The 13244-nt window shown below is 54.9% G+C and carries 11 protein-coding genes; 4 read left to right on the forward strand and 7 right to left on the reverse strand.

Annotated features, from left to right (window positions below):
- Window positions 1-12 precede the first annotated feature (12 nt).
- The 4 genes from ABE504_RS30420 to ABE504_RS30435 all read right to left on the reverse strand — a co-directional run bounded on the left by ABE504_RS30420 (window position 13) and on the right by ABE504_RS30435 (window position 6017).
- Complete coding sequence (locus tag ABE504_RS30420; protein WP_430096235.1) at window positions 13-945, reverse strand: carbohydrate ABC transporter permease; 933 nt, start codon at window positions 943-945, stop codon at window positions 13-15.
- Between the two features lie 84 nt (window positions 946-1029).
- On the reverse strand, window positions 1030-2346 hold the full coding sequence (locus ABE504_RS30425) for an ABC transporter substrate-binding protein (RefSeq protein WP_430096237.1): 1317 nt from the start codon (window positions 2344-2346) through the stop codon (window positions 1030-1032).
- A gap of 268 nt (window positions 2347-2614) precedes the next feature.
- A complete protein-coding gene (locus ABE504_RS30430; protein WP_430096239.1) occupies window positions 2615-4258 on the reverse strand; it encodes a family 16 glycoside hydrolase in 1644 nt (547 codons plus the stop codon).
- Between the two features lie 664 nt (window positions 4259-4922).
- Window positions 4923-6017 (reverse strand): threonine aldolase family protein, encoded by a 1095-nt coding sequence (locus ABE504_RS30435; RefSeq protein WP_430096241.1) that lies wholly within the window; start codon window positions 6015-6017, stop codon window positions 4923-4925.
- Between the two features lie 98 nt (window positions 6018-6115).
- On the opposite strand from ABE504_RS30435, the gene ABE504_RS30440 reads away from it, so the two are divergent.
- From ABE504_RS30440 to ABE504_RS30450, 3 genes are all read left to right on the forward strand, one after another.
- Complete coding sequence (locus tag ABE504_RS30440; protein ID WP_430096242.1) at window positions 6116-6409, forward strand: Rieske (2Fe-2S) protein; 294 nt, start codon at window positions 6116-6118, stop codon at window positions 6407-6409.
- Window positions 6410-6431: 22 nt separating this feature from the next.
- Window positions 6432-7808: an amino acid permease gene (locus ABE504_RS30445; protein ID WP_430096244.1), complete on the forward strand. Its 1377-nt coding sequence runs from the start codon at window positions 6432-6434 to the stop codon at window positions 7806-7808.
- Between the two features lie 63 nt (window positions 7809-7871).
- Window positions 7872-8633 carry a MerR family transcriptional regulator gene (locus tag ABE504_RS30450; RefSeq protein WP_430096246.1) on the forward strand — a complete coding sequence of 254 codons (762 nt, stop codon included), beginning with the start codon at window positions 7872-7874 and terminating at the stop codon, window positions 8631-8633.
- Window positions 8634-8784: 151 nt separating this feature from the next.
- On the opposite strand, the gene ABE504_RS30455 is transcribed toward ABE504_RS30450, so the two are convergent.
- The 3 genes from ABE504_RS30455 to ABE504_RS30465 form a co-directional block, all read right to left on the reverse strand.
- Window positions 8785-10152 carry an MATE family efflux transporter gene (locus ABE504_RS30455; RefSeq protein ID WP_430096248.1) on the reverse strand — a complete coding sequence of 456 codons (1368 nt, stop codon included), beginning with the start codon at window positions 10150-10152 and terminating at the stop codon, window positions 8785-8787.
- A 149-nt stretch (window positions 10153-10301) separates the two neighbouring features.
- Window positions 10302-11321 carry a Gfo/Idh/MocA family protein gene (locus ABE504_RS30460; RefSeq protein WP_430096249.1) on the reverse strand — a complete coding sequence of 340 codons (1020 nt, stop codon included), beginning with the start codon at window positions 11319-11321 and terminating at the stop codon, window positions 10302-10304.
- 3 nt (window positions 11322-11324) lie between these two features.
- The gene (locus tag ABE504_RS30465) at window positions 11325-12167 is read right to left on the reverse strand and encodes a sugar phosphate isomerase/epimerase family protein (RefSeq protein WP_430096250.1); all 843 of its coding nucleotides are present in this window, start codon (window positions 12165-12167) and stop codon (window positions 11325-11327) included.
- A 155-nt stretch (window positions 12168-12322) separates the two neighbouring features.
- Here ABE504_RS30465 and ABE504_RS30470 point away from each other — a divergent pair, with 155 nt between their 5' ends.
- Complete coding sequence (locus ABE504_RS30470) at window positions 12323-13234, forward strand: AraC family transcriptional regulator (RefSeq protein WP_430096252.1); 912 nt, start codon at window positions 12323-12325, stop codon at window positions 13232-13234.
- Window positions 13235-13244: the final 10 nt, after the last annotated feature.

The following is a 13244-nucleotide window of genomic DNA, read 5'->3' on the forward strand; positions in this document are numbered from 1 at the left end:
CCTCCGCTGCCGTCAGCCATCCGAGCGGCTCGATAATTTAAACTGAATAAGGGCGATCAGCAGCATCAAGCCGCAAAAGACGATCGACTGCGCCGAGGCCAGGCCGAACATATCCTTTTTAAATCCTGTCACATAAATGTAGCGTATCATCGTATTCGTCGAATCCCCCGGACCGCCGCCCGTCATGATCTGCACTTGCCCGAACAGCTTCAAACACGCAATAATCTGGTAAAAAATCTGTATATGCATCACCCTCGACAAACCGGGGAGCGTAATGTGCAGGAACTGCTGCCAGCTGTCAGCCCCATCGATTGTCGCAGCTTCATAATGATCTCTCGGAATTTCTTGCAAGCCGGCCAGGAACAGCACCATCACAAACCCTACCGTCCACCAGTCCGTCGTAATCGTAAGCGCCCACCAGGCATAGTGGGAATTCGTCAGCCAGTTGATATCCCCGTGAAGCCCGATCAGCTTCAGAAAGGCGTTAATCGGTCCATATTTTGAATCAAACAAGCGCAGCCAGATAAAGCTGATTACCGAGACCGACAGCACATAAGGCAAAAAGAAAACCGATCGGATCAGTGTCCGGAACCAGAGCTTCTGATTGATGAGCAGCGCGAGCAGCAGGCCCAAAATAATGACCGTCGGCGCACACAATAGAACGAAATAGAAGGAATGCCAGACGTACAAGTAAAAATCGGATGTGGTAAAAATTTTTCGGTAATTCGCCAGCCCTACAAACCTTTGCATCCCTTGAATGCCCCAAACATGCAGGCTCATCCAGGCGCCACGGCCGACAGGCCACAAGTAAAATACGGCAAATGGCAGTAGAAAAGGCAGCAGATAAACAAGCGCATTCATTTCTTGAAAAAAGCGAAGCGGTTTCGAGGCACGCTGTGTTGTGCGGCTGTCTGCCTGGAAGTGCTCGTTCAGTTTCGTCTCCATGGGTAGGTTACTCTCCCTTGCTTCTATCTAGCAGAGGGACCTGCGGGCAGCCGCCCGAAAGCCCCTCCTTGTCTGTGTGCAGCGTTAGTTGGCCAATACTTCGTTGATTTGTTTCTCCAGGCTTTTCAGGCCGTCTTCCGGGGATTGTTTGCCGAAAATAATGTTTTGCAGCGACTCGGACACCGTCGTGATGATCGTTGTGTATTTATCGGTTTTTGGTGCGAATTTGACGGTTTTCTGTGCTTCGATAAAGAAATTGCGGTACGGCAGCTTGTTGTATTCCGCGCTTGCCGTCACTTTGCTGTTCGCCGGCACGTGCCCCGCTTGGCCCCATGTCTGGCCGCCAACTTCGGAGAAGTATTTCATGAACTTCGCGGACGCTTCTTGCTTCTCAGCCGAAACGTAGGACGGCACAACGAGCAAGTGCGAGCTGGCCCAATGTGTCTGCGAGCCGAAAATCGCCGGCAGCGGCATCGCGCCGATGTTCTTGGTCTTGTCGCCGAGCAACAGCCCGGCTTCCCATACGCCGCCGAACCAGAATGCGGCTTTGCCGTTGTTGAACGAATCCCACGGCGTTTTGTCGTTCAGATCGCTGTATTTATTGTTATAGAGATCCATGTAAAATTTCAGAACGGAGAGCGCTTTCTCGTTATTGATCGCTGCTTTATTCATATCCGCGTTCAAGAGGTCGCCGCCCGCTTCGTAGTAGAGGTTCAGGAACGGTTCCTGGAAGTACGGCGTATTCACAGCCAACGGCTGCACATCCGGCACCTTCGCTTTGATCTGCGAGAGTGTTTTCTTAAAGCCTTCCGGCGAGAGCTCACCTAGGTTCGGCGTGCCGTCAGCGTTCAGCAGATCCGCTTTTTTCAACAAATCCTTGTTGTAGTAGAACATGTGGAAGTGCGTATCGAGCGGCACCGCATACGGTTTGCCATCGTACGTCACACTCTTCAGGTTGGAGTCGGTAATCTGCTTCAGGTCAAAACCAACCTTGCTCGCGAGCTGGTCGATCGGCACGATCTGCTTCGCTTTCACGAAAGGCGAAATGCGATCCACGTGCGCCACGGCCACGTCCGGGCCTTTCGAGGAGGAAAGCGCTGTGCTCAATTTCGCGTAGTACTCATTGGATTCAAGGCGCAGCTGCTTCACGGTAACTTCCTTCTGCGAATCGTTGAAGCCTTTGATGATCTGGTCGACGAAGTCGCCCTCGCCGCCGCCGAACATGTTCCAGAACGTAATCTCGACCGGGGAGGCGGATTTCGTTTCTGCTGCCTTGGTTGTCTCCGATGGAGCGGAGGCTGCTGGTGTGGCACCGCTTTCTTTTGTGCTCGTCGAGCACCCCGACACGACCATAGCCAGCGCCAAACTTGCCGTCATCAGACTTGCCATTTTCTTTTTCATTGTGGTGGTCAACCCTCTCTCTGACAATTTGTTGGTTTGCGAAAGCCCTTCCAAACTGCCTTGCAGCGGTGTGGCTTCCTTGGTATTAACTTTAGCGCGATTTCGGGCTGGGCTGAACCGATAAAAAGCCTGCTTTTGGGCGACGATCGTACGCTCTCTATGCGGCTTAGGACGGTTCGAGGTGGAGAATATTACGGTGGAGTTGTAAATTTTACGGATGGTTGGCGCAAAAAAAAGCCCGCCGAAATCTCCGGCAGGCCGTTACACTTTAATTCACGCTAACATTATCAAAGCTGACGCTATTCGAGAAACCTCCCCGTACGCCGACAGTGCCATTCGTATACGTCGTGTCGGTGAAGTTGATTTTCGGCGTCGTCATATCCCCGACATACACCTTAATGTTGCCTTCGTTCACAACGATCTTCATCGTGTACCACGTGCCTGTCGCAATCGACATACTGGCCGAACTGAGCTGCGTATAGCCGTTGTTGAAGCGGCCGAGCCAGACGGTGCCGGTCCCTGAATCAATGCCTGCACCGTAGCCAGTGAAGCTGTCCGTGCCTGTCGCCGGGTTCGTCACATTGAAAATCAGGCTGCCCTGACCTGCATTATTCAGCTTGATGTCGCCCTGGAGCGTAAAATTCCGTTTGGACGGATACGGCGTCAGGACCGACTTATCCGCAGAGGAGGACGTAGCATTATACGTGCCTCCGCTGATGCCCCAAGTGCCGCCATAGCGCACCCAGCCGCTGTCATTCGCTGCAAAATCGTTCGAATACGACGTCAACAGCGAACCAAACCGCACTTGAATATTGTGCCCGCCCACGCTGCGGTTCACCGAGTCAATGTAGGCGATCTCGTTGGTACCGGTTTGGTACAACGCTCCCCATAAAGAGTTGCCAAATGCCGTCGCATCATTCGTATACCAGCTTGCGCCGTAGTTGTTGCTCATCGACACGACATTGCTGTTCGAAATCAGCGCAAGCCGGCCGTCGCTCAAAGACAAAATGTAAGGCCCGCCCTGCTGACTCGGCACCTGCGTGCCGATGCCGCTGGACCACGTTTTGCCGTCGCTGCTCTTCTTCGTAAAGATGTTGCAGCTTTGCGTGCCGCACACCTCAAAGGCCACGATATATTGCCCGTTGGACATCTTCGTCCATACCGGCATGCCTGGACGCGCCCCGCTGTTCGTCGGGTCCCAGGCGACGTAAATTTCACTGCCCCAGCTTGCGCCGCCGTTCGTCGAAATTTTCTCCGACACGATTTGGCTGTACGACGGGGAACCAGTCACATGCTTCTCATTGGCATAGTACACCGCCAGCGAACCATCATTAAGGAAGCCCATATGGGGCTCGTAGACGCCTTTGTCCGGATTGCCCAACGAACCAGGCGAGCCATTGTTCTCGTCGATTGTGCTCAAGTAGCTCCAAGCGGAACCGCCGTTTGTACTCTTATACACTTTGAGCTGATACGATTCCTGCCAGCGCACCGAACGCATCGCCAGCAAAATATCCCCGTTCGGCAGCTGCGCAAACTGGCCGTTATCCAAATCGCGGCCGTCTTCCCACAGCGTTGCCGCGAGCGACCATGTCCGGCAGTTGTCCGTGCTCAGGAACACCTGCAGACGCGTACCGCCCCACGACACCTTCGTATAGCCGTTGTTATCGTAAATCGCCGCAACCGCCAGCCAGTTGCCATTCGCCAGCTTGATCATGCGCGGATATTCCGCGCCGAACGTCCCGGGATGCAGACCGCGGGCGTCCGTTCCCGCATCGGTGAAGGTATTGATGTTCGTCACCGTCACGCTCGAGCCCCACGTAATCGGACCGTTCGATGCGAACGCCGGCAGTGCGCCGAACAGCAGCAAGAGAAGGAGCAGACTCATCACAGATGCGAAGCTTTTTTTGATCATTAACGTTCCCTCCATTCAAAAGTTAGCAGCCCCCACGTTAGCCGAAAGTCGAATAGCTGAACATCCGACTAGCCAAATCACCGAGCTTCCGAGCAAAATGTAAGGGCTTACTTTTTGAAGTATACCGATTCCAGGCAGCGTTCATCTACCTACAATCGGACGGTGTGAGGGGAACGATCTTACGTTTTTCGCAGCAGGAGGGGGACAAAATTATGATTCCGCAAATGGCACGCCGCCCTTCACAGACGGAAAGCCGCAGTTCCTACCAGCGCCAGTAATACCACGCGCATTATTCAGCGGCGCATAGCGGCGGTCCCCCCCCACACACATGCTCATGAGACAGAGGGCATCTGCATACAAAGTCACTACCAGCATTGTGGAGAAACTGCATTTTGTACAGCAAAATCCGTAGAATACACGAATATCCCGAGGGAAGCTGCATTTCCTACAGGTTTATTGCCGCCTCCACACCATTTTTCGTGGAAAAGGCACCCATTGCCGCATTTTTACTGTAGGTTTTACATGATCCTCAGCCATTTAGCCACTTTCAGAGGATATTCCCTGCACATTTTGCAGGAAAGTGACTAGGAGCGGCCTACGTTTGCCGGGGAACTTAAGCATACATGAAAAGGAGCCCCCGATCACATCGGGGGCCCTTGCTAGGCTACGCCTCTTCCCACAACCGAGCAGCCAGCCGCTCGAAAGTGCGAACCAGCTCCGCCTGCGGAATCCGCCCTAAGCTATCGCCCACGCTCACTTCAAAATAACAGCTCGACTCGCCGGTCACCCGCAAGTAGCCCGTTAACCCGATCCCTGTCTCCTTGTACAGCGCGATCAGGATCTCCTCCAACTGCTCCGCCGGCAGCACGGCGTGCACGTGAAACATATTCGAAACCGGCACCGCCGGTTTCGTTTCCAAACCCGCGCAGCCATTATACATGGCTGCGAGCTCCACCGCCTGCGCATAATACGCAGCCATGCGGGGCAGCCGCTGCTCCATATAGTAGCGGCCGCTCAAAAAATACGGATACAGCGCGATCAGATCGCCGCCGTGCCGTCTTTTCCACACCTTGGACGACGTCGTGAACGACTCGTCCCCCGCCAGAATCGCCCCGGCAATGCCGCCGATGCCTTTATAGAACGAGAAGTACACGCTGTCGAACAGCGCGCACACCTCAGTCGCCGTCTTCCCATAGTACGGCAAAATCTCGAACAAACGCGCGCCGTCCAGATGCAGCTTGATTCCCTTGCCGCGGCAGTAAGCCGCGATCGCCTCTAGCTCGTCATACGGCGGCAGCTCTCCGCCGATTTCCCGCTGCGGCAGCTCCAGCAGCAGGCAGGCGACATCGTCACCGAGCGCTGTCACATCGTCCAGCCGGATGAGACGATCCGCCTCTCCGAGCAGCACCGGCTCCAGATGATGGAGCTCCTTCAGCCCGTCCTGCTCGTGAATTTCCAGATGGCTCAGCGGATGATAGGCCACCTTCTTGCTCCCCTTGGCGTCGCTCCAGATGCGGAGCGCAATCTGCTGCGCCATCGTCCCGCTTGGGAAGAAGACGGCGCTCTCCTTGCCCACAAGCGCCGCCATCTCCGACTGGAACTGCTCGATGAGCTCTCCCGTGCCGTAGTGATCGCTGTCCAGCGAACCGTCCAGTCCCTCCAGCACATTTTTTAACACTTGCACATTTCTCTGCCCGTTCCCCGGCACCTGGTATTTGGCTTCATGAAAAGCTGCCGCTAATGGTGTTCGTTTCGTCATGCTGTTCGGACTCCTTATCTGATTTCAAATTAGCAAGAACTTTGCTCAAGTTTCGTTTATAATTAGAGGTATACCTGCAAATAAAAGGAGATTTACCCATGGCAAACATCCTGCTTGGTCCCCGAGACCAGTTTACAGCAAGTCCGACCGAAGTAAAAGTTGGCGGCAAGGTTTTCTTTCTGATTCAGGAAGAAGATCAGTATACGCTGCTGTCCGCTCGGTGTCCGCATGCGGGATTTACCGTCGAAATCGAAGATGAAGAACTCGTCTGCCCGCTGCACGGTTGGACGTTCGAGCTCCATACCGGGCGCTGTCACAATGTGCCGAGCGCGCGCCTGCAAGCGTATCCCGTACTCGAGATCAACGGACAGCTGTATGCGGAACTGGACTGATCCGATCAGTATAATTTACCAAATGCCAAGCTATACTATCCCCTGTATCATTCACGGAAACGGGGGTGCAACACCGATGAAAGCTGCAGATGAGATCAAAAGCGGACTCGCCTGGTGGCAGCTATCGCTGCTTGGCGTCGCTTGCACACTCGGGACCGGCTTCTTTCTCGGTTCCGGCATCGGCCTGGCCATCGGCGGCGCTTCGCTGCTCGCCGGCTTTCTCCTCGCCGGGCTCGGCACGTACTGCATGCTGGACGGCCTGCTCCGCATGACCGCCGCACAGCCGCAGCACGGCACCTTCCGCAGCTATGTGCGGCTCGCCTACGGCGAATGGGCCGGTTTCAGCTCCGGCTGGCTCTACTGGGGCTCGCAAGTTATGATCATGGGCAGCCAATTGGCTGCCCTGTCCTTGTTCACCCGCTTCTGGCTCCCGGCGATGCCGGACTGGGTCTTCGCCATCATCTACGCCGCGCTCGCGATCGGCGTCATCCTGCTCGGCGCGCAAGCCTTCGAGCGCTCGGAGCATATTTTCGCGCTCGTCAAGGTCGCCGCCGTCGCGATGTTTCTGCTCATCGCCAGCGCCGCGGTGATCGGCTGGCTCGAAGGCGGCAAGCACGCGCCAAAGCTGCCGCTCACGCATGCCGTCTGGCTGCCGAACGGGCTCCTCGGCGCATGGTCGTCCCTGCTCTACGCGTTCTACGCCTTCGGCGGCGCGGAAATGCTCGGCCTGTTCGTCGCCAAGCTCCGGGAGCCGGAAGACGTGCGGAAAGCCAGCCATGTCATGCTCATCCTGATGACTGCGCTCTATGTGCTCTCCCTCTTTCTCGCGCTGACGATTCTGCCGCTCACCGCACTGGATAGCGCCAAAAGCCCGTTCCAAACCGCCTTAGACGGCTATCCGCTTCCGTTTGTCCCGCACATCTTTACCGCTATTCTCATTATCGCGGCTTTCTCGACGCTGGCGGCCTCGTTCTTCGCCGTGACGGCGATTCTCGTCGCCCTCGCGAAAGGCTTGGACGCACCGGCCGTCTTCCTGCGTCAAACAAAAGGCCGTCGGCAAATTCCGTATGCCGCGGTGCTGTTCACGGCGCTGGCGCTTCTCGCCGCCGTCGTGCTCGCGCTGCTGCTCCCGGAGCAGCTCTATACGTACATCTCCACAGCAGCCGGACTGACACTGCTCGTGAACTGGCTTTTCATCCTCGCTGCCTCCGGCAAGCTGCTGCCCGCTGCACCCTGGAGCGCCGCCAAGCGATACGCCGGTATGCTGCTCATTCTGACCGCAATCGTCGGCGCGGCGGTTCACCCGCTCAGCCGGACAGGCTTCGCGATTGCACTGCTTTTTATATGCGGGATTGCGCTTATCACCTGGCTCCGCCACCGCCCTAAGCGCCAAAAGTAAAATCGGGTGTTGACATTGCCGCTGCGTCAACCTTTACAGTAAAGAAGTCAGGAGGTGACGAGGATGGAATACACTGTACAGCATCTAGGGAAAATGGCAGGTATCTCCACGCGCACCCTGCGGTACTACGATGGAATTGAGCTTCTCAAGCCGGCGAGAATCAATTCCTCGGGGTATCGCATCTATGGGCAAGCGGAGGTCGACAGGCTGCAGCAGATTTTATTTTACCGCGAGCTTGGCGTCGGTCTGGAGGACATTAAAACGATTCTGGACCAGCCCGATTTCAGCCCCGCCGCTGCTCTCAAGAGCCATCGCGAGCTCCTTCTTGACAAGCGCAGGCAGCTTGATCTCCTCATTACCAATGTGGAGCGTACGATTGCCGCAGCAGAAGGGAGAATGGTCATGTCCGACAAACAAAAATTCGAAGGCTTCAAACAAAAGATGATCGACGATAACGAGGCGAAATACGGCAAGGAAATCCGTGAGAAATACGGGGAAGACGCGGTAAACCGCTCGAATCAGAAGGTTAAACATATGACGCAGGAGCAGCACGAGGAGATCACCCGCCTGACGGAAGAGGTGCTGACTACGCTCGCCGAGGCCCATCAAACCGGCGATCCTGCCAGCGAGCTCGCGCAAAAAGCCGCGGCGCTGCACAAGCAGTGGCTTACCTTTTACTGGGATCAGTATTCGCCCGAGGCGCATAGAGGGCTTGCCCAAATGTATGTCGACGACGAGCGCTTCAAGGCGTACTACGACGCCAAGCAGCCAGGTTCAGCGGAGTTTCTGCGCGACGCCATCCACATTTATACGGATGGACAATAGCACGTTTTTAACTCTACTCTATAAACATCCAATCTTTTAATGAGAGACGTCATATAATAGAATTACCACCAGCCGCCACACCACTCATTCCCGCCTCTTCACACAAAGAAGCGCAAGTCTTTGCTTACAAAGACTTGCGCTTCTTTATCATTTATCCCGCCAGGGCCTCGCCAGACGGTTTAACAAGCGCCTTGGACTGCCAGACTCGGCTTTTCCAGCGCCAATACATCAGCACGCCCCGCGTCCACTCGTCCGCGGCAAAGGCGATCCATACGCCAAGCAGCCCCATTTCCAAGTGAATGCCGAGATAGTAAGCGAGCGGTACGGAGATGCCCCACATTGAGACAGCCCCCATCAAAACCGGAAATCTGGCATCGCCCGCGGCGCGCAGCGAGTTGATGACAACCAGGTTAAACGTACGCCCGGGCTCTAGTAAAATCGACAGCAGCAAAATACTCGATCCCAGCGCGATAATATCCGGGTTGGAGGTAAACAAACCGAGCAGCTCCTTGCGGAAAAGCGCCGTGATTCCCACTACGACGAACGCGAGCATGAAACTGATTTTCAAGCTTCGAATCAGCTTGTGATACGCCTCGTTGAAAGCGCGGGCACCGACCATGTGCCCGACAATAATTTCAGTGCCAAGCCCGATCGCCATGCCGAGCGCCATAAAATAGTTCGAAATGTTCATCACATACACATGCGCGCTAAGCGCCGTCGGACCAATGACATTGATGAAGCCGAAAATGACGAGATACTGCGTCTGCCACGAAATTTGCTCCCCGGCGGCCGGCAGGCCGATGCCGAGAATCAGCTTGACGATTTTCCGGTCAAAGCGCACATAATCGCGCCACTGAATCGGCACCGAAATTTTGCGGTACAGGAGCAGAATGAGAATGAGCAGACCGATAAACCGGCTGACCACCGTCGAGATCGCGGCCCCCATCACGCCCATTTCAGGGAAGCCAAACATCCCGAAAATCAGCAGCACATTGCCCATCACGTGAATGATGTTGATGCCCAGCGTCACGAACATGACGTCGCGGGTGTGCCCGTTGGAGCGCAAGATCGATGCAATCGCGCTGGACAGCGCCTCCACCCAGATGAAAGAGCTGACGAGCAGCAGATAGCCTTTGGCAATCTCAATCTGCTCCGGCGCCAGATGAATGAGTCGCATGAGCGGCTCGGATAGCACCACTAACAGGACGGAGATCACTAGACCGAAAATCCCGTTTATCGAAATGGCTAACGCCGAAATTTTGCTGGCTTCCGCCTTTTTTCCCGCGCCCAAATACTGCGCAACGGACACGGAGGTGCCGATCCCGACAAAGCCGAATAAGAGAATACAAAAGACGATAATTTCATTCGCCAATCCGACGGCTCCGGTCACTTCATCGGAGATGCGGCTCAGCATGAAGACATCCGCTGTTCCGAGCATCATCCGCAGAACGGAATCGATCAGAAGCGGCCACGTGACGGCGAATAAGTTCATTTTTTTCCATGATGCTTGTGCTTCCATCGCTTGAAATCACCTCTAAGTTGCAAATGCTATCAGTTTACGGTACGAAAGCGATTGCAGTCAATGCATTTACGCCAACTTCACACAAACGGAAAAAACTCTCAGACTATCGCTCGGATAATCTAAGAGTTTTCACTCGCACAGTCAGATTAGCTCAAGCTAACCCATGCACCCTTACTGTCCGCCGAGGCCATTTCCGCCACGACGATTTCAATCGTCGCTTGCGTGGAGGCAGGCGTTGCCGTTGTGACTGTTCCGCCGGCAATCAGCGTCTCGACGAAATATTTCAGTTCAAGGTAGTAGCCCATCTCCGGTGAAATCTCCGGCTTGAAGCCGCCGCCAGCGTTTTCGTTCACTTTGAGACCGTCGGCATTAAAGATCAGGTTGCCCTTCTCGAAGTTGACACGGAACTGCATGTCGAAGCCGTAATCGCCTTCTAGCGTCCAGTCGGCTTGCGCGTTGATGACTTTGCCATCCGGGTACAAATAGTTCGTGGATACGATGTCATAGCCGCTGCCCGGCACGACATTCCGCGCCAGCGTCGACACCGCTTCCGGCTTGTCAAACAGCCAGTTGATCATATCGATGTCGTGCACGTGCATGTCCAGCAGAGCGCCGCCGGACTTCGACTTGTCGATCAGCCAAGGTCCCCAGGTCGGCGTCGCGCCGCCGCGGTAGAAAAAGCCGCTCGTCACCTTGCCGTACGTGCCTTTTTCGATGACGTCCTTCAAGTACACATATGCTGGCCAGAAGCGCAGACATTGTCCGATCATGAGCTGCTTGCCATTCGCTTCCGCCGCGGCGATCATTGCCTCGCACTCTTCCACCGAGCCCGCCATCGGCTTCTCGCACAGCACGTGAACGCCCGCGTTTAGACATTGCACGGAAATCTCTTTGTGCAGGAACGTCGGAAGCGTAATATCGACCATGTCGAGCTGCTCTTTTTCCAACATCTCCGCAACGCTTGTATATTTCGCATAACGGTTAAAATCAAGTCCCGAATCGCCTGTATCGATATTGCCCGCCTGCGCTTTGCCTTCCAGCTTCTCAGGATCTACGTCGCACAGCGCTACAACTTGGATCGCGACGCCTTCCGCTTCCAGACGCGCGTAGTTTTCCAGATGCGTTCTGCCCATGAAACCAAGGCCGATTAATCCGATTTTTAACATGAGTTACTTCCTCCCTAGAATGGCGTCCATCGCCCCGGATGTATTGTAGATGATTTGTTCGCCGTGATGCGTGTAGCCCGGAATCATTTCGGCAATCACATAGTCGTCATAGCCGATCGCTTGCAAGGCTTTCATGACTTCCGGATAGTTCACGTCACCGGCCAGTAGGTCTACGAAGCCATGCAGCCCGCCAGCCGCGCGGCGATAGTCTTTGAAGTGCACTTTTTTGATGCGGTCCTTGAGAATCGCAATCCAATGCTCAGGGTAGCCGGAGAACACCACGTTGCCGACATCGAAGTAGGCGCCGACATACGGGGAGCCGATTTTATCAATGAAATCTCTCATCTCCAGCGGCGAGAGCAGGAATTTGTTCCATACATTTTCAAGCCCGATGGAAACTTTATGCGCTTCCGCTTCCGCAGCCAGTTCAGTGAACACTTCCAAGGCATAGTCATAAGCCTGATCGTACGGCACCACTTCGGAATCCGGAATAAAATCGACGCCAACCGCGCCAGGCACAACGAGAATCGTATCCACACCCAGTGTGGCTGCGTGTTCAAGCTGCTTTTTCACAATATCTTTGGCCTTCTGACGTGTCACCGCTTGGCTGCTCGTCGGGGGATACGACCAGTATAGTCCGCTCGCGAGCGAGCTAAGTTCTATGCCTTTATCTTCTGCATACTGACGATAAGAGGCAACTTCCTTTTCACTGCTTTCAAGGCTCATTTCGCCAGTTTCGTTCAGAGCAAGCTCAATGCCGTCAAAGCCGGCCTTCTTCGCAATATCAATACACTCGTTAACCTTTAACGTCCCTGGAAAGGACCAAATGTTAATCCCTTTTTTCATCCTTATCTCCTCCGTTCTATATCCTCATTATAAAAGGAGCCCGGCCCTTTGGATTTATCCAATCAGCCGAATAATTTGCACTTTGCGAAAGCGCTTATGGTAAAATAAAGGGACGACATCGGGCGCAGCCAAGCGCTTAAGAAGGGACAGACGGCATGCAATTTCCACGTCTTGCGCTGGAAGAATCCATTACGATTCGGGAGTTAATCTCCTTTCATTATTTTGAATATGCCAAAGGCTTCGTCTTTGAGGGCGAGCAGCACGACTTCTGGGAAATTCTCTACGTCGACAAAGGCGAGGTCGAGGTGCGCGCCGACGAGCAGGTGCACGTGCTGCAGCAAGGCCAGCTCATCGTCCACCAACCGGAGGAGTTCCACACGGTGCATGTGAAGCATTCGTACAAACCGCCGAATCTGATCGTGATTGCGTTCAGTTCGGATTCACCGGCGATGCTGCGGCTTGCCCGCAAAATCGTGGCGCTCGGCGACCGCGAACGGAATCTGCTCTCGCTGATCGTGCAGGAAGGCTTCCAGGCGTTTCTGCCGCCCTTCGACAGCCCGTCGGAGCACGCGCTGGAGCGCAATCCGGCGGCGCCGTTCGCCGGCGAGCAAATGATCAAGCTGCAGCTGGAGCTGCTGCTCATTACGCTGATCCGCAGGCTGGGGCAGCCGGCGTTGCAAGACAAGGCTCGGCTCAAGCAATCCTCGCTGCAAAAAGAAAAAGCCGAGCACGACATCGTCGCGAGCATCGTGGCGTATTTGCAGGCGCATCTCGCGGAGACGCTGACGCTGGATGCGCTGTGCCAGACGTTTCATCTCGGCAAAAGCCGGATGAAAGAGCTCTTTCAATCCCAGCGCGGCATGGGCGTGATGGAGACGTTCAAAGTGCTGAAGATCGAGCAGGCCAAGACGTACATCCGCGAGGAGCATTACAACTTGACCGAGATCGCCGGGATGCTCGGGTATACCAGCATTCACTATTTTTCACGCGATTTTAAAAAGATGGTTGGCATGCCCCCGTCCGATTATGCGAAGTCGACGAAAGCGCGCATTCAACTAGTAGAGTAAGACGGGGGAT

Source organism: Paenibacillus oryzisoli, assembly GCF_050467285.1.
Lineage (GTDB): Bacteria > Bacillota > Bacilli > Paenibacillales > NBRC-103111 > Paenibacillus_E > Paenibacillus_E oryzisoli_A.

Coding starts and splice junctions, on each gene's coding strand:
- ABE504_RS30420 (WP_430096235.1), bottom strand. CDS start 945: ATGGAGACGAAACTGAACGAGCACTTCCAGGCAGACAGCCGCACAACA.
- ABE504_RS30425 (WP_430096237.1), bottom strand. CDS start 2,346: ATGAAAAAGAAAATGGCAAGTCTGATGACGGCAAGTTTGGCGCTGGCT.
- ABE504_RS30430 (WP_430096239.1), bottom strand. CDS start 4,258: ATGATCAAAAAAAGCTTCGCATCTGTGATGAGTCTGCTCCTTCTCTTG.
- ABE504_RS30435 (WP_430096241.1), bottom strand. CDS start 6,017: ATGACGAAACGAACACCATTAGCGGCAGCTTTTCATGAAGCCAAATAC.
- ABE504_RS30440 (WP_430096242.1), top strand. CDS start 6,116: ATGGCAAACATCCTGCTTGGTCCCCGAGACCAGTTTACAGCAAGTCCG.
- ABE504_RS30445 (WP_430096244.1), top strand. CDS start 6,432: ATGCCAAGCTATACTATCCCCTGTATCATTCACGGAAACGGGGGTGCA.
- ABE504_RS30450 (WP_430096246.1), top strand. CDS start 7,872: ATGGAATACACTGTACAGCATCTAGGGAAAATGGCAGGTATCTCCACG.
- ABE504_RS30455 (WP_430096248.1), bottom strand. CDS start 10,152: ATGGAAGCACAAGCATCATGGAAAAAAATGAACTTATTCGCCGTCACG.
- ABE504_RS30460 (WP_430096249.1), bottom strand. CDS start 11,321: ATGTTAAAAATCGGATTAATCGGCCTTGGTTTCATGGGCAGAACGCAT.
- ABE504_RS30465 (WP_430096250.1), bottom strand. CDS start 12,167: ATGAAAAAAGGGATTAACATTTGGTCCTTTCCAGGGACGTTAAAGGTT.
- ABE504_RS30470 (WP_430096252.1), top strand. CDS start 12,323: ATGCAATTTCCACGTCTTGCGCTGGAAGAATCCATTACGATTCGGGAG.